This window comes from Schleiferilactobacillus perolens DSM 12744 (genome assembly GCF_001435585.1).
GTDB classification, from domain to species: domain Bacteria; phylum Bacillota; class Bacilli; order Lactobacillales; family Lactobacillaceae; genus Schleiferilactobacillus; species Schleiferilactobacillus perolens.
Map to the genome: position 1 here is coordinate 22,799 of NZ_AZEC01000003.1, position 16,243 is coordinate 39,041.

Here is a 16,243-nt window from a genome sequence, read left to right on the forward strand (position 1 = left end):
CGCATATTCAGGAGTGAGTGCTCAAAATTGTGAATATGCAACGGCACCACAAAGAAGTCTTCCAATGATCTTATCAATGCAGGACTTTCTGACGTGTGATCAGTGTTCAGGATAGCTAAGTGCTGTCTGTCAATAGTTTTAGTCGGCGTCTTTTTGCCCCGAGATTTCTTGAAATACGCCAAAAAATCGGAGACCGTATTTTTTCTGTGCATAGACCACATCATTGTCCGACAATTTCCTATACCAGTCTTTGTACGGCGGCTCAATGTAATACTCTACAGAAGCCATAGAGCTCCAGCCTTTCTTGGTGAATCCGAGAGCAACAACGCAGACGTTTTTAGACATTCCAGACATGGAGCCACGATGCTCGAGATAGATGTCATTAGGAAAGAATACGCTAAATCCATTGCTATTATCATCGTCATTGTCGCTGACACAACCATTCCAATAGCAGACGTAGCCCAGCGTATTAAGTTGTGCAACTCGTGCTTTCAAGTCTTTGTCAGAGTATAGATATGATTGCCAGCGAAATTCTGGGGTTGCATATTTTTCCGCTGTTGGATCCCGTACGACATTGTCATCTTGATCATATCCAGTACCGTGCTCGCTATCTTTGCGCTTTTTTGTGGTCGTTTCCCTGACGTGAGTATCCCGGCTGCCATTCCCATCAACGACGGATAATTTGATGGCCACCGCAACAATTGCAACCAGTCCCAATAGAGCGAGGCCAACTATGATGTTTCTGGTGTAATGGTTTTTCTTAGGCTGATTTGTTGTCGGTTTCTTATTGTCGCTAGCCATGCGATTAGCTGCCGCCAGTGCTGCCCCACAGTGCGGGCAAAACTTTAACCCGACTTCGATCTTGTTACCGCAGTACGGACAGTACATAAATTGGTGTTGGTCATTCTTCATGACTACAACCTCCCCATCGTGTCTCTAAATTAACGCGGCGACTAGTGTAATGTTCAAAAAGTGTGAATGTGCAATGCCACCACAAAAAAGTTCCTACTATTTTGGGGGTGGTGGAGGCCTTTACACTGTGGGGTGCGTTTCATAATTGGTCAAATGCCGCCAGTGCCACCTGCACCGACAATAGCACCAATGATAGTGCCAAGCAGGGCCGCGGCCACGCTCGCAATCATTAAGATTGTGCCAGCTTCCTTTCGCCCGCGGCTGCGGGCCAAGTAACCAAAAATCAGCCCGACTACGCCAAAAAGAATGGGAACGACGAGCAAGGATACAATAGCACTAATCCAACCAATGACCAGTAAGATAGTGTGTTGACCCGCTGGTTTAGTATTGGCGGGAGTACTAACGTTAGCATTAGTGTCCGCGCCGACAGAAAATTGCTGGTAAGCATTTGATTCTGGAACAGCCGGTGCAGGTTTTACGGGTTCGGAATGAACTGGTTGCGTCGTCTCTTGAGTAGAACTTTCTGACGTTGTCGCAATAGTCTCCAATGCAGTCCCGCAGTTTGGGCAAAACTTTAACCCAGTTTCGATCTTGGCACCGCAGTGCGGACAATACATAAAATGTTGTTGATCATTCTCCATGATTACGACCTCCCATTGATGTATTTAAAGTAGCGCATATTCAGGGGTGAATGCTCAAAATTGTGGATATGCAACAGCTCTTCTCAATTTCATGCTCCGGATAACAACATTGTGAGAGCCGGGAGACGGAAAAGCACGCCTCGTATTGAGACGTGCTTGTCGCGGTAGGCGGTTATTTTGATGGCCCATTACTCATCCCAGCAACAAGTCGGTGCTGGCCGCTAATAGACTGATGCCGAAGATTTTAGTCAACCAATGCTTCATTTTTCCCAATCCTCTTAATTAATGGCCTTGAAATGGTACTGCTGAGTTGAAAAGTCTTGCTGCTGCAAGGGCTGATACAGACCGATGTGCATCAGTTCGTCGCCGCCAAAGACTTGCTGGCTGGCCATGTCCATATATTGCTTGGCAGGATCTAACCCCGCCATTTTGACAATATGGAATGCAGGCTGGCCGTTGTTTAACAAGTGGAACGTATACAGCAGCGCTTCGGTTTGATCCGCCGAGACAAACATCCAGGCGTAGTCATTGCCGCTTTCTAACCGAAGAAGCTGGCCAAATTGAATCAGCGGGCGAATGGCTTTGTACTCGGCCACTTGGGCCGCGACTTGCTTTTGCTCCGTCTTGGTCAGTTTGGTCAGATCCAGCTCGTAACCGAAGACGGCGCTCATAGCGACATTGCCGCGCATCGCGAGAGAAGCGTGGCGGCCGGTTTGTTCGTTGGGGCTGACCGATACGTGGGCAGTGAAGGTGTTGGGCGGATACACCAGAGAGGTGCCGTATTGAATCCCCAGCCGGGAAACGGCATCCGTGTTATCGCTGGTCCAGGATTGCGGCATGTAATAGGCAAAGCCGGTATCGATCCGGCCGCCGCCACCGGAGCAGCCTTCCCACAGGACAGCGGGATACTTAGTGGTTAATTCTTCTAGCAAGGCATACAGGCCCAAGGTGTAGCGGTGCAGCACCTCGCCCTGCCGAGCAGCCGGCAAAGCGTGGGAATACACATCGCTAATGTGCCGGTTCATATCCCACTTGATATAGTCGATGTAGCCCTGGTCCAATAAGTCGGACAACTGGCCGGCAATGTTGGCCCGCACTTCCTGCCGGCTGAGGTCCAAGACGTATTGGGAACGGCTGGGTGACGGTTCCCGTCCCGGAATTGCCAGTAAATAATCGGGGTGGGCCCGATACAGATCGGAGTCTTTGGAAATCATCTCTGGTTCCACCCATAGGCCGAACTGCAGTCCCTGACGGTGGACGTAATCGGCGAAGTGTTTCAGCCCTAGCGGGAACTTGCGGCGATCCACGACCCAGTCTCCCAGGGAAGTGGTGTCGTCATCCCGGTGGCCGAACCAACCATCATCCAACACAAACATTTCAATGCCCAGTTTCTTGGCGGTATCCACGATCGGCCGCAATTTATCTTCATTGAAGTCGAAATAAGTGGCTTCCCAGTTATTGACTAGAATCGGTCGTTCTTGATCTCGGTAACGCCCTCGCACGACCCGTTCACGAATGAGGCTGTGGTAGGTCTGGCTCATGGCGTTCAGGCCATTGGCAGAATAGACCAGTAATGCTTCGGGGGTCTGGAATTCCGCGCCGCTGGCCAGCTCCCAGCTGAAGCCAGCGGGGTTAATCCCGGCGACTACCCGCACTTGGTCAATTTGATCTTTTTCCACACTGAGGGCATGGTTGCCGGAGTAAACCAGGTCGATCCCATAGGCAGCGCCATGGAATTCATCGGTATCGGCGGCGGTCAGGGCGATGAAGTTGTTCATCTGGTGGCTGGTCGTCCCGCGGCCGCTGGCAAAAGTTTTGATACCGTAGCCCACAGTTTCCTTTTGCAAGTGCCGTTCATTGGCATGGGCGCCGGGAAGTGAGAGTACCTGATATTGACCAGCCGGAAAATCGAGCTGGGCAGAGGCGGCCTGTTCGAGGGTCACGGCCGGCTGATCGGCCGGGTTATGGAACCGGACCGACCGCGCAATGACTGCCCGGTCGCGATAAATGGTGTAATAGAGGTCTGCAGAGAGCTGGCTGGGCTGATCGACGACGGTAACGATCAGGGTCGCTGCCTCATCCGGGGATTCCACATACGCGGCGGGTAATCCTGGCAGTGCCGGTTTACCCGGCACGATTTGGTGGCGGGCATAAACAAAGCGGCTGGCTTGCGCACCATTAGCCTGGCGAATCACGAAGGCCGGCGTCCGGAAATCAGCCTCTCCGCGGCTGCTGATCTCTTGGGGCAGAGTATCCAAAGAGAAGCCGCGTTCTCGTTCGGTGCCCGGTAAATTCCCGGCAAAGCCCCGATCCTTGCGGGGATAGCGGCGCTCGCCGTGATAGGCGGCGACGGCTTGGCCGAAATATAAGTGGCTTAACACACCGCCATCCTCAATGGCGAATAAATAACTGATTTCTTGGTTGTGCAAATGGAATACTTTGGCTGCCGCATCGAATGTAATCAAGTCAGACATTGAAATTCCTCCCGGCGATTTTGCAATCGTTTTCTTTACTGCCAAGTGTACAAATATTCCAGAAAGAAGAACATAGCCCAGTGGCTCTTTTCCATGTCATAATGAGCAGTAGACATATTGACATTTTTATTGGGAGGAAGACTGATGGAGACTGAGTATAAGCAGGTTAATATTGAACATTTAGACTGCCGGATTGTGTTCTATGGACGTGAACAAACGCGGCCGAATTATGCTTTTGGCGGCAATAATGTCCGAGACAGTTACGTGCTCCATTACATCACTGCGGGCAAAGGCCGGTTTGCCAGCGCTGGTCGTAAAGCAGTCACGCTAAGTGCGGGTGATTGTTTTTTGCTGCCCCAATCCGTGCCCTGTTTCTATCAGGCCGATGGGGAAGATCCTTGGGCATACGAATGGATCGGATTAGCCGGGATGCACTTGGGTGAACTATTTGCGCGCAGCGGCTTAGAAGATAAGTATTGGCTGCGCCAGGTGGCGAATAGTCAATTCCATGATCGATTTGCCACGCTGTTTGCAGATCTGCACAGTGGGGCGGCGGCCACGTTGACCAGCGAACTGCGGGTGCAAAGCCAGCTTTATGCCATGTTCTATGCGTTACTCACAGAGTTTCCAGGTAAAGGCGCACAGGAGCGAGCCGGGGCGACGGCAACGATGAATCAGGCGGTGGCTTTCATGCGGCAAAATTATGAGCGGCGTTGCAACGTCACGGATGTGGGGGCGGCACTGCATATTTCACGCAGTTATCTTTATGCCTTGTTTCGTCGTTTTGTGGGAATGAGTCCGCAACAATATTTGACTCAGATGCGGATGGAGGAGGCCAAACAATTACTGCGCATCACGGATAATCCTGTGGACGAAGTGGCCAATCGGGTGGGTTACAAGGATGCCTTCACTTTTTCGAAGGCATTCAAGCGCGCAGTGGGCACCAGTCCTCGGAATTATCGCCGCTAAGCCATAACGTCAAGCGGGGCAAACAGCAGAATCATCAAACCGCCTCAGCCTGTGTTACAATGCATGCGGTGGCGCGGTTTTGGGGTATCAAAAATAACAAATTTCCAAGCGCGTCACTTGCTTTTTCTGAGCTGATAGGGTGTAATGATGGAAACGGTTGCTTTGTTTTCTTCGGTTGGCAGAAAAGGAGATTCAAGCGAAATGGATAAAATGCGTGTATCTGGTTCCCGCTTTGTGAATGAACGCGGCGAACAAGTGCTTTTTAATGGGATCAATTTAGTCGAAAAGGACGCCAAAAACGACTTTATTACCCCGGGCGGTGATGCGCTGTATGCGCGACTGGCTGCCCAAGGAATCAACTTGATTCGGTTTGGTATTTATTGGGCCAAGGTCGAACCGACCCCCGGAAAAATTGATGAAGATTACTTAGGCCAAGTGGCTGCGCAAATTCAGTTGGCCAAGAAACATGAGATTTATGTATTTTTGGATATGCACCAAGACTTATATGCAGCCAAATGGGGCGATGGTGCACCAGATTGGGCCGTGATTGATGACGGCCTGCCGCACCAGCAGGGCCAGCTTTGGAGCGATAGTTACTTCATTAGTCCCGGTCTGAATCGAGCAATTGATCATTTCTGGCAAAATAGTCCCGCTGGTGACGGTGTGGGACTGCAGGATCATTACTTGGCCATGTGGCAAGCAGTGGCCAAGTATTTTCTGGCAGCAGACAACGTGATCGGTTTTGATTTGATGAATGAGCCGTTCCCTGGATCCCAAGCCGCCGCGGTTCGGGATACGTTGATCGGTTATCTGGGGGCAAAATTACAGCTGTCCCCGGAACAGTTGATGGCGACATGGCTGGACGACACGAAGAAACAAGGATTGCTGGCGCAACTCAATGATGCGACTTTGTATGGTGAGATTTTGCAGCAATTGACTGCGCCGGTCCAGGCCTTCGAAACCAGCACCCTGAACCCGTTTTACGCCAAGATGGCCGCGGGGTTGCAGGATTTGTTGAACGGTAAAGCATTGTTCCTAGAGCCGAGTTTCTTCACCAATATCGGTATTCCGAGTGCCATTGATCTTTCAGCAGATAAGCACGCCGTCTTTGCGCCCCACGCCTATGACTTGGTGGTGGACACGAACCACTTTGAAAATTACAGTACCGCGCGGCTGGGGCACACGCTCTGGGTACATCAGCAAGTCCAAGAAAAGTGGCACGTTCCGCTGGTGCTGGGCGAGTGGGGTGCGTACTTTGATCAGCCCGAAACCAAAGATATTAGTGAATTCCATATTTTACACGTGGAACAAAATCAGTGGAGCCAGACCTATTGGAGTTACTACGATGGGTACTTCACCAGTCCCACGGCGGCGGTATTGGATCGGCCGTATCCGCAAGCCATTAATGGTAAGCTGCTTGGCTATCACTACGATCCGGCCACCAAGGTTTTTGACTTGAGCTATGACGCCTTGCCCGGAACCAGTCGGGTGTTTATTCCGCATATTAAGAGTCTGGATATCAGCCAGGTGGCCCAGCAGGGGGCCCGGGTCGACAAGCAGCCGATCCCTGGCGGAGACAGCGGCGTGCTGTTTATTACGACTGGGGAAGAACACCGGGTTGTGCTGCACTTGACGATCGAATAGTTATCGGTGCCGTGTCAATGCGCCGTATTGGCGCTATGTTTTAATATTCTTCAAAGGTCGGGCTTTCCCGGCCTTTTTTATTGGCCACTAAGGAGGGAGGGGGGCATTGACGATAGGCGGTATACTTTGGGTGAGGTGAGTTTTTTTGAATGAGAATGTGGCACGGCATACGCAGTTGGCGATATTGGCAGTGGGATTGCTTTCGTTTACAGGAATATTGGTTGAAACGTCTTTGAATGTGACGTACTACACGTTGACGAAGCAATTGGGCGTATCGTTGAGTGTGTTACAGTGGCTCACGTCGGGATATTTATTGATGGTCACGATCGTGATGAGTACCACGGCCTATTTGATTCAGCGGTTTGCTGCGCAGCGGCTGTTTCAATTTGCAGTGGCGGCGAGTCTGGTGGGAACGACACTCTGTGCCATTGCCCCGAGTTTCCCGATTTTGCTGTTGGGTCGATTGTGTCAGGCAGTAGCGACAGGGATCGCGACGCCATTGATGTTCTATTTGATCATGGCGTTGATTCCCCATCGGCAGTTGGGTCAGTATATGGGCTTGGCTAGTATGATTATTTCCTTGGCGCCGGCGTTGGGGCCGACGTATGGGGGCTGGCTGACGGCGCTTTGGTCTTGGCGGCTCATTTTTGTCATGATTATTCCCGTCGTCCTGGTGGTTTTCTGGCTTGGACAGAAGTTTATCCATCTGCCAGCTAAATCACAGCAGCGCCGCTTTGATTGGCCCGGACTGTTGTTTTTGGCAGTTGCTTTGGTGAGTTTGAGTGAAGGGGTCGAAAGTACCGGCACTTTGGGTTGGTACACGTTGACGACTTGGGCATGGGCGACCATCTTCATTGCGGCGGTCGTGCTATTGGTGAATCACGCCCGCAGAACAGAGTCACCGTTATTGAATTTCAAAGTGTTGGCGGATCCCGCTGTCGCCATGTGGGCTATTGTGTTCTTCTGCCTGCAATTTGCCAACATCGGCCTGTCTTTTTTGCTGCCGCAGTTCACCCAGAATGTTTTACAAAGCAGTGCCTTAACGGCCGGATTAATGTTACTGCCAGGTTCCATTCTCGGTGGTCTCATGTCGCCGGTGGCGGGTAGTGTCTACGACAAAATTGGTCCGCGCTGGCCGCTGCTTGTCAGCAATGGGGCAATCCTGCTCAGCTGCCTGTTGCTATGGGGATTTACTGGTTTGCTTACTGGTACGATCATCACATTGCTGTACATGTTCTTCCGCTTCGGTTTTAACTTTGGCTTTGGCAATACCATGTCCGATGCCTCGACCCGCGTGTCCGGCCCACTTAAAGGTGATCTCAGCTCAATTTTTAACACGCTGCAACAATATGCCGGCTCCATAGGCACCAGCGTCCTCGCCGCTATCCTTGCTGCCAACGAACGGCTTATGCCAGACAAAAAAGCCGCCATCACCCAAGGCAGCCAACAATCCTTCTTCCTAATCGCCATGCTCGGTCTAATAGGTATCGTGCTCACCATCCTAATTACCAAATACAGAAAAGCACGAAGGTAGTTTTTATTTTTTCTATCTCAGCAGGCTCAAAGCGCCGTCACAGCTAGCTTCGCCTGCGGCTACGCACTAGCTGCGCGTCGCCACCCATTTCAGCCGGAGATTGCGTAGGATTGGCACGGCAGGGGTGCTGTAATTAATGCACGATCGCATTTTTAATCACCTGCGCAATCTGCGTCGATGATTCTTTCGCCCCCGTCGCCAACCAGTGCGTGATCACCCGCACTGCCCCACTAAAGAAGAACTCGTAATAATACTCCAGAATCACCGGGTCCGCCTCTGCAAACCGCTCCCGATACTGGCCCAAAGTCTGCTCGTGAATCGGCGCCAACACGGCCTGCAGCACCGGACTATCGTGGATATTCCGAATAATAATCTGGGTGGCCGTTTCCTGATCCTTAATCACGTCTAGAATCGGTGGCAGCCATTGATCTAAATTAGCCGCCCGACTGTGCAGCAGCGGCATAATTTGGGTCACCAAGTCTTCTTCAATGCTGGCAAATAACTCTGCTGGACTGGCGTAGTGGAGGTAAAACGTGCCCCGGTTCACATCCGCTTCCTGGCACAGCTCTGTGACCGTAATGGCTGCTAACGGTTTTGTTTCTAGTAAGCGAATCAATGCTTGTTTCAATTGCTGTCGAGTATATTGCGCTCGGCGGTTATTTTTGACACCTGTCATGCGATTTTCTCCTAATCTATCAACAGATTTTCCCGGAGTGTCCATTCCATAACACAAGCCATTCCTTTGTGCTTGCGCCATTTTCTTGAGTATTACATAATGTCTTTAATTAGACAACATGTTCAATCAATGGAGGATTTCGATGGCTTATATTGAAGTAAAACACGAATCGAAGAAATACCAGATGGGCGAAACCACGATTATGGCCAATAATGATGTGTCATTCACGGCGGACCAAGGTAAGCTGACCGTGATCCTCGGCCCTAGTGGTGCCGGTAAATCAACTTTGCTGAATATCCTGGGTGGGATGGATTCGCCCAGTGGGGGCGAAATCATCGTGGACGGCACGGATATTGCCAAGTTTAACGAAAAGCAGCTGACGACTTATCGGCGGCACGACGTGGGCTTTGTTTTCCAGTTCTATAATCTCATTCCTAACTTGACCACGGTGGAAAATGTCGAACTGGCCACCGCCATCGTGCCAGACGCTTTGGATCCGGAAAAAGTGCTAACGGAGGTTGGCCTGGCGAAGCGGTTGAACAACTTTCCTTCTCAGCTTTCTGGCGGTGAGCAGCAGCGGGTGGCGATTGCCCGCGCATTGGCGAAAAATCCCAAATTATTATTATGTGATGAGCCGACTGGCGCGCTGGATTACGAAACTGGCAAACAGGTGCTGGCATTGCTTCAAGATGCCAGCCGGAAAGATAACAAAACCGTGGTGGTGATTACCCACAATTCGGCGATCGCCAAAATGGCGGATCGGGTCATTCGCATCAATGACGCCCAGGTTCGGTCCGTGGTGGATAATGAAACGCCGCTGCCGGTGGAAGAGATCGAGTGGTGAGCCGCATGCAGCCAATGACAAAGTATATGTGGCGTAATATTCGCGACTCTTTAGGCCGCTTTATTGCAATTATTTTGATTATCCTCTTAGGTGTACTGATTTTTGTCGGTGTCAAAGCCACCGGCCCCGCGCTGAACGATTCATTGAATACGACGGTAAAGCAAGATAAGCTGACAGACATTCAGCTGCTTTCCACGACTGGCTTCACGAGCAAAGATGTGGCGACGGCTAAAAAGGTAGCTGGTGCCCAGGCGGAAGCGGTGAAGTTCAAGTATGTCAATGGCAGTAAAGGTCAAGTCGTGGCTCTGTACGGTGATCAGTCGGGGCAGCAATTGAACCAATTGACACTGACCAGCGGCCACCGTCCGCGACACAATAATGAAATTGTGCTGGATCAGCGGGCCCAGCGTTCTTTTGGCTACAAATTAGGCCAGACTTATACGTTTCCCACCGATGCCAAGTTGGCCCGGCGGCAGTTTAAAATTGTGGGTTTTGCTGACTCACCGTTATACATTGACAACGCCCAACGCGGTTCGGCGAATGTGGGGGACGGGGCAGTCCGTTATTTTGCTTACATTCCTGCCAGTCAGATGAAGTTGGGAGCGGCATCGCTGCTTAATATCCGCTTCCCCAGTTTACAAAAGACCGACACATTCACGGACCACTACACCGATTTAGTGCGGGCTAAGGAAAAGCAACTCAAAAAAGTGTTTAAAAACCGAGCGGTGACCCGTACCCGGGAGGTGCTGGCGCCCACCCTCAAAACGCTTGATCAGCAACAGAATCAACTGGATGCGGCACAAAAGCAGTTGGCAGCCGCTAAACAACAGGTGGCCAGTGCCAGCAACGGTCAAATGACCACCACGCCACAAATTGCCCAGCAAGAAACGGCACTCCAGACGGCTCAAAAGAAACTCACCGCCGGTCGGCAAAGGGCTGAACAGTCGGTCAAGACCACGTATACATGGCAGACGCGAGATGATCTGGCCGGCTTTTCGGCCTATGGCGACAGCTCGGAACGGATCGCCGCCATTGCCAATGTCTTCCCGGCGTTTTTCTTCCTGGTGGCGGCCCTAATCACTTTCACTACGGTGACCCGAATGGTCGAAGAGGCTCGGGGCCAAATTGGTGCATTCAAGGCATTGGGGTATGGTAAATTCCAGATTGCCCTGAGCTTTTTGAACTATGCATTGTTGGCGGGTGTCCTCGGCACTGTTTTGGGGGCAGCGAGCGGCAATTGGTCGATTCCCCGCATCGTGATTGCCCTGTACAAGAATGAATACATCCCATTGCAGCCCACCGTCGCTTTCCAATGGGGGACTGCGGCGTTGGCCGGGGGCTTCGCGCTGCTGGCCACGGTGGGTGCAGCCATTATCGTCGTACGGGAACAGCTGGCGGAGAAGCCAGCGGCGTTGATGCTGCTGCGGGCGCCAAAGTCTGCCAAACGAATTCTGCTGGAACGCATCAAACCGCTGTGGCGCCGACTCAATTTCAATCAAAAAGTCAGTTACCGTAATCTATTTCGCTACAAATCTCGAATGTGGATGACCATCATTGGGATCGCTGGCGGGACCGCCTTGATTCTAACCGGTTTTGGTCTAAAAAACTCCATTGAAGCCAGCGGCAGCCGGCAGTATAGCGACATCATCAAATATCAGGCAGTGGTCCGGCTGACAGATGACAGCAATGGCAGTGCTGCCCACCAAGTCTTGACGAAAGACAGCCGATATCGCAGCCGTCTGGCCGTCACGGCGGATGTGGCGGACATCAGTGCCCACGGCCGCAAACAAGCCGACGTCAACATTTATGCCAGTGCTGCGCCCAAGCAGTTGAACCGTTATATTGGGCTGCACACCAATCGCGGTGCGGCCATTACACTGCCACAGAAGGGGATTGTCCTAACCGATAAGGCGGCGAAACAATTGAATGTATCGGTAGGCGACACGGTCACCGTCAAGACCACGGATAATCATCGCGGTCGGGCGAAGGTCACGGCGATTGCGACCAACTATATTGGTAACTATGCCTACCTATCGGCCACAGCATACCAGACGCTTTTTGCGGAAAAAGCAGTGGTCAATACTCTGCTGGTCCGGTTGCGGCCGCAAACTGCTAACCAGCGCAATACGCTGGCTCGCCAATTGTTGAAAAATGGTGAGGCGTTGGGCACCAGCTATACGGTTGATCAGAAAAAGACCGTGGGAAATATGGGTAAAATGTTGAACCCGGTGGTGATGATTTTCATCCTGCTATCCGGCGTCTTATCCTTCGTCGTTCTCTACAATCTGACGAACATCAATGTGTCGGAACGGATTCGGGAGCTTTCGACCATTAAGGTGCTTGGCTTCTATAATCAAGAAGTGACCATGTACATCAGCCGGGAAAATATTATTCTCACTGGTGCGGGCATTCTGTTTGGTTACGCCGGCGGCAATCTGCTCACTGCCTATATTCTCCATCAAGCCGAAACGGCGCAGATTATCTTCCCCCTAAGCATCAGTTGGACCGGTTACATCATCGCCACGCTATTAATGATCGCTTTTACGGCCATCGTCATGTTTGTGACGCATCAACGGCTGAAGCGGGTGGACATGGTGGAGGCGTTGAAGTCGAATGACTAGCGTTGACTCATTGAATGTTTTGGTATTTCGCCAAAGTTAGTCAATGTGTAGTAATCGGAGGTTGAATTGGGCTCAGCTGTGGAAACCACACCGCGCGCTGCTTTTGCGCGCGGATGTGGTTAGGCGTGTTTGAGACCGCGCACTTTGCGGGCTCAAACCGCCGTCACAGCGTTCCAGCCCAATTCAACCGGAGATTACGGAACATTGGCGGCCGGCTGCTCGTTCTGGTTCTACACCGTCAGGAAATGGTTGAACATGCTAAAATAGAAAGCAGATGGCAGAAGGGGGCAGACATTTGCAGAGACGTTATCCACGCATCCTTTTGATTACCCTCACGCTTCTCTGGTACCTGGCTCTCATTCTGCTTTGGATCAACCGACCCTACCTTGCCAGCACTACCGTCGCGCTTGCTGCCACCACTGGCGGTAAAGTGCTCATCGGGCTGCTTGTCTTGATGCTGCCTGGCGTACCTGGTGCGGCCAGTCTATATCTTTGGCGAGACGCCACGACTTTATGGCCCCAACTCCTCTGGGGTGCCCTGGTGACCGTGTCATTTTGGCTGATCCTTTCCTTAGCAGTCTTGTTCGCAGTGTTCGGTCCTAACTGGCTAGCAGTTATTTGATCGAGAAAGCAGGTTTTGAAATATGGCAGAAATAAATCATGGTTTCTTTATTGAATTACACGATAAGAAAGTGCATGTAGAAAAACGAGAAATTCCAATGCCCCCCGTGGGTGCCGACGATATTTTAGTGAAAGTGAGCGGCACCAGCATCAATCCAGTGGATATTAAACGGTCTGCAGCCGGTGCCACCCAGGTCATGGGTTTTGATACCGTCGGTCGGGTGGTGCGCAGCGGCGCCAATGTCACCGGTTTTGCGGCGGGCGACAAGGTCTTCTTTGCTGGAGAAGGTCAGCGGCAGGGCGGCTTCGCGGATTACCAAGCAGTGAACAGTGCCATTGTGGCCAAGACGCCGCGTGGTTTCGAGTCGACTTTCCTGGCAAGTCTTCCGTTAACTGGTCTGACTGCGTGGGAATTATTATTTGAAAAAATGGCTTTCACGGCAGCACCTGGTGCGCATCAAGGACAAGTGCTGCTAGTCATCAATGGCGCTGGCGGCGTGGGTTCGATTTTAACCCAACTGGCGCATTGGAGTGGGTTTACGGTGGTGGCCACCGCTTCTCCTAAGAATTTTGATTGGTTGACAGCCAACGGGGTCGATCATGCCCTGGATTATCATCATGATTTACAACAGGCATACGCCGCGCTGGGATTGCCGGCGCCGATCGGCATCGCCATCCTTTATCAACCCGTTCCCTATGCCCCGGTGGCCTCAGCTCTGGTGGCACCCTTCGGTCATGTGGGAACTATTGTCGAACCCAGCGGCCCGTTGAGTGTCGCACCGCTGAAAAACAAGTCCGCGAGTTTGGACTTTGAATATATGTCCGCTAAGACGGATCACCACCATGATATGGCGTCCCAGGGTGAGATTCTGCGTCAACTGGGCAGCTTATTGGCCTCAGGGGCCATTCGGCCGACGGCGACCCGCACTTTCCCTGAACTGACCACCGCCACATTGACGGAAGCCTTGGAAACGATCCAAGCGGGGCACACAGTAGGTAAATTGACTTTCCACGTGGGGCAAGCTTAATGAGTACGGCAGCCCTGATGGCCGCGAGTATCCAAATGGACCAATTGGCCCTGCGGTACGAGCGCGCCTTTTTTGACTTACACACATGTGTGCCGCTGGCCGATAATCCGGTGCAGGCGGACCGGATGTGGCAGAGCATCGACCAAACCCGGGAGAAACTGACGGCGCTGGAGAAAGAAAAAGAACAGTTGCTGACGGATTTAACCCACTACTTTCAACAACCACCGACAGATTTTTCTGCTGCTCAACATGCCGTCTTGGCGACCGCTGTGCAAAATGCGTTGCCCGCCAGCTCGCTGCCTCGGCAAATGATCGAACTGGTCGGTGCCCGATTAAATTGGCGCAACGGCGATAGTGCGCCGCTGGATGTGATTAATCAGTTGGCCAAGGGGATTGGGTTGTCTTTACCGACCCAACTGCGGGCACTAGCGGCACTGCTTGGCAGCAGTACCCTGGCCGCCGATCCAGTGTATTTTCAAGCCCGAAGCCAGCCCTTTGAGTCTGGCGGTCTGATTCATCAACGGTCGTTTCTCTTTGCGGCTATTGATGCGCAATATAAAAAGGCCAACTATAATCAGTTGACCCCGGAGGCATTTTGGCAGTGGCTGTTGTGGGCCACCAGCGGTATTTATGGCATTCCCGTTAAGGTGTATTCAGCCCGGGCACTGATTCCGGAAGCCGCGGCCACGGGGTTGAGTGCTGATGCAGTGGTGCTATTTCCACCCCAGGCAGCCCCTGAGGCCTACTTCCTGTTTAAGGGTACCGAGAATGTTCAGCACGACGATGAACCGGTGCACCTGGCCACGGCGTTAGCCCATCCTTTGGCGGCCATGGACAGTAACTTTGTCGAGGCTTACCGGGATTGGCGCTACAATGTGCAAGCTGTCTTGCTGGGAGAGGATTCCAGCGATTCCCAAATTGACATGGCGCAGCGTTTTATTACCCAGGTCGCCGCACAATTGCCAGACGAAACTCGCCGTTTTGGTATCGGGCATTCTTTAGGGGGCCATTTGGTCCAATCCTTGCAGTTGATTTACCATTCATTCACGGCCGGTTATACGTTGAACCCGGCCCCAGTTCAGTTACGCCAGGTACAACAGATTGCCCCGGACCGCTTCACTCCCGCTGAGTGGGACCAGTTATTTGCGGCCACTTCCCGAGGAATCGCCAATGCCACGGATGAACCACTGCTGGCCCGGACATTGCAAGACCCTGCCTTGGCCATGACGAATGAAGGTTTTGCCCAGGACTTCACTCGGTTATTCTACCGGTTGCGTTTCAATGTGTACGTGGGGACATACTATGCGGTCCGGCGGCCGCAATATCAGTATCCGTTCATCACCCACATCGACGATTATTTATCCCCAGCTGAAATTCAATTTGCGGCGAATACTTTGGGAAATTTCTTCAAAAAAACAGCCAGCGATCAGGACAATCAAAGCCTGAGCTGGCAAATTGTGAACTACATGCGGGAGTGGAGTGAAACGACCCATTTACCCGCCAGTAAACGGTTGAAGTATCGGCGGGATTATATTCGTTATCTGGAAGCCACTGGCTGGTTGAGCACGGAACCGCAGATGTCGCGGCGCGCATTGCCCAGCTGGCTGACCTCGCGCTTATCGGATAGCCGCTTGCAAATGTTTCGGCGAATTCGGTTTGATATGCTGGAATTAGCTGTTTTCTTTCACATCATCGACGGTATTAAGTTCTTTTTTCTCGATGAGTGATTGATATTCCGGCCGGGTCAGGGAATAAATGGCGGCGTCATGGTAGGCGTCGTTAAGATAAAGATGGGCAGGCAGGACACCGTCTAAATGGCAATGAAGTCGAGTAGGGACCGCTCGGCTTTTTTCATTGGCCACATCCGCTAGAATCTGAATCTTGTACAGATGCAGATCATTGAAGCCGGTGGCGAAAAGGGCTGCCAAGGCGCGGGTCATAATGCCCAACCCTTGGAAATCACTGCCCAACCAGTATCCCACGGACGCGTGATGGTCGATCTCGTCAAAGTCATGCAAGTCGATCATGCCGGCCGGAATCCCATCTACTTTGATCACGAGTAAGAATAATTTCTTGTCGATGATTTGCTGGCGGGAATATTGCATGAAGTGTTCTTCTTGATGCACATTCTTGGTGGCTTTGGTCCAGGGCATCCACTGACTGAGCAGGACCCGGTCCTTTTTGATCTGGGAAAAGAGACCACCTGCATCGCTTTCTTCTGGAAAGGTGAGGGTGACGTGATGACCATGCTGGTCAAATTGAGTCAAAGTGAACATGAA

The 16,243-nt window shown here is 51.9% G+C and carries 13 protein-coding genes; 8 read left to right on the plus strand and 5 right to left on the minus strand.

The window, feature by feature from the left end:
* Nucleotides 1-138: 138 nt before the first annotated feature.
* The 3 genes from FD09_RS03895 to FD09_RS03905 form a co-directional block, all read right to left on the minus strand.
* A complete protein-coding gene (locus tag FD09_RS03895; RefSeq protein WP_057818556.1) occupies nt 139-912 on the minus strand; it encodes a zinc ribbon domain-containing protein in 774 nt (257 codons plus the stop codon).
* Nucleotides 913-1,061: 149 nt separating this feature from the next.
* Nucleotides 1,062-1,553 (minus strand): zinc ribbon domain-containing protein, encoded by a 492-nt coding sequence (locus tag FD09_RS03900; protein WP_057818558.1) that lies wholly within the window; start codon nt 1,551-1,553, stop codon nt 1,062-1,064.
* Nucleotides 1,554-1,831: 278 nt separating this feature from the next.
* Nucleotides 1,832-4,027 carry an alpha-galactosidase gene (locus FD09_RS03905; protein WP_057818560.1) on the minus strand — a complete coding sequence of 732 codons (2,196 nt, stop codon included), beginning with the start codon at nt 4,025-4,027 and terminating at the stop codon, nt 1,832-1,834.
* Nucleotides 4,028-4,171: 144 nt separating this feature from the next.
* On the opposite strand from FD09_RS03905, the gene FD09_RS03910 reads away from it, so the two are divergent.
* From FD09_RS03910 to FD09_RS03920, 3 genes are all read left to right on the plus strand, one after another.
* Nucleotides 4,172-4,996, plus strand: coding sequence for an AraC family transcriptional regulator (locus FD09_RS03910; protein ID WP_057818562.1), 825 nt, complete (start codon nt 4,172-4,174; stop codon nt 4,994-4,996).
* Between the two features lie 201 nt (nt 4,997-5,197).
* Nucleotides 5,198-6,640: a cellulase family glycosylhydrolase gene (locus FD09_RS03915; protein WP_057818564.1), complete on the plus strand. Its 1,443-nt coding sequence runs from the start codon at nt 5,198-5,200 to the stop codon at nt 6,638-6,640.
* A gap of 145 nt (nt 6,641-6,785) precedes the next feature.
* Entirely contained in the window at nt 6,786-8,174 is a 1,389-nt protein-coding gene (locus FD09_RS03920; protein ID WP_057818567.1) for an MFS transporter, read from the plus strand.
* Nucleotides 8,175-8,307: 133 nt separating this feature from the next.
* Here FD09_RS03920 and FD09_RS03925 read toward each other — a convergent pair whose 3' ends face one another.
* Nucleotides 8,308-8,850, minus strand: coding sequence for a TetR/AcrR family transcriptional regulator (locus FD09_RS03925; protein ID WP_057818568.1), 543 nt, complete (start codon nt 8,848-8,850; stop codon nt 8,308-8,310).
* A gap of 142 nt (nt 8,851-8,992) precedes the next feature.
* Between FD09_RS03925 and FD09_RS03930 the strand changes: the two genes are divergently transcribed.
* The 5 genes from FD09_RS03930 to FD09_RS03950 all read left to right on the plus strand — a co-directional run bounded on the left by FD09_RS03930 (nt 8,993) and on the right by FD09_RS03950 (nt 15,691).
* Complete coding sequence (locus tag FD09_RS03930; RefSeq protein WP_057818570.1) at nt 8,993-9,694, plus strand: ABC transporter ATP-binding protein; 702 nt, start codon at nt 8,993-8,995, stop codon at nt 9,692-9,694.
* 5 nt (nt 9,695-9,699) lie between these two features.
* Nucleotides 9,700-12,315 (plus strand): ABC transporter permease, encoded by a 2,616-nt coding sequence (locus FD09_RS03935; protein ID WP_057819018.1) that lies wholly within the window; start codon nt 9,700-9,702, stop codon nt 12,313-12,315.
* Nucleotides 12,316-12,610: 295 nt separating this feature from the next.
* Nucleotides 12,611-12,937, plus strand: a complete 327-nt coding sequence (locus FD09_RS03940; protein ID WP_057818572.1) for a hypothetical protein — start codon at nt 12,611-12,613, stop codon at nt 12,935-12,937.
* A gap of 22 nt (nt 12,938-12,959) precedes the next feature.
* A complete protein-coding gene (locus FD09_RS03945; protein ID WP_057818574.1) occupies nt 12,960-13,964 on the plus strand; it encodes an alcohol dehydrogenase catalytic domain-containing protein in 1,005 nt (334 codons plus the stop codon).
* Nucleotides 13,964-15,691 (plus strand): DUF6792 domain-containing protein, encoded by a 1,728-nt coding sequence (locus FD09_RS03950; RefSeq protein WP_057818575.1) that lies wholly within the window; start codon nt 13,964-13,966, stop codon nt 15,689-15,691. The genes FD09_RS03945 and FD09_RS03950 overlap by 1 nt, the downstream gene beginning before the upstream one ends.
* Here the strand turns inward: FD09_RS03950 and FD09_RS03955 are convergent.
* Entirely contained in the window at nt 15,635-16,240 is a 606-nt protein-coding gene (locus FD09_RS03955) for a GNAT family N-acetyltransferase (RefSeq protein WP_057818577.1), read from the minus strand. The genes FD09_RS03950 and FD09_RS03955 overlap by 57 nt on opposite strands.
* Nucleotides 16,241-16,243: the final 3 nt, after the last annotated feature.

Excerpts from the sequence above, each read along its gene's own strand:
- FD09_RS03955 (WP_057818577.1), bottom strand. The coding sequence starts at position 16,240 with ATGTTCACTTTGACTCAATTTGACCAGCATGGTCATCACGTCACCCTC.
- FD09_RS03945 (WP_057818574.1), top strand. The coding sequence starts at position 12,960 with ATGGCAGAAATAAATCATGGTTTCTTTATTGAATTACACGATAAGAAA.
- FD09_RS03910 (WP_057818562.1), top strand. The coding sequence starts at position 4,172 with ATGGAGACTGAGTATAAGCAGGTTAATATTGAACATTTAGACTGCCGG.
- FD09_RS03950 (WP_057818575.1), top strand. The coding sequence starts at position 13,964 with ATGAGTACGGCAGCCCTGATGGCCGCGAGTATCCAAATGGACCAATTG.
- FD09_RS03935 (WP_057819018.1), top strand. The coding sequence starts at position 9,700 with ATGCAGCCAATGACAAAGTATATGTGGCGTAATATTCGCGACTCTTTA.
- FD09_RS03915 (WP_057818564.1), top strand. The coding sequence starts at position 5,198 with ATGGATAAAATGCGTGTATCTGGTTCCCGCTTTGTGAATGAACGCGGC.
- FD09_RS03900 (WP_057818558.1), bottom strand. The coding sequence starts at position 1,553 with ATGGAGAATGATCAACAACATTTTATGTATTGTCCGCACTGCGGTGCC.
- FD09_RS03905 (WP_057818560.1), bottom strand. The coding sequence starts at position 4,027 with ATGTCTGACTTGATTACATTCGATGCGGCAGCCAAAGTATTCCATTTG.
- FD09_RS03925 (WP_057818568.1), bottom strand. The coding sequence starts at position 8,850 with ATGACAGGTGTCAAAAATAACCGCCGAGCGCAATATACTCGACAGCAA.
- FD09_RS03895 (WP_057818556.1), bottom strand. The coding sequence starts at position 912 with ATGAAGAATGACCAACACCAATTTATGTACTGTCCGTACTGCGGTAAC.
- FD09_RS03930 (WP_057818570.1), top strand. The coding sequence starts at position 8,993 with ATGGCTTATATTGAAGTAAAACACGAATCGAAGAAATACCAGATGGGC.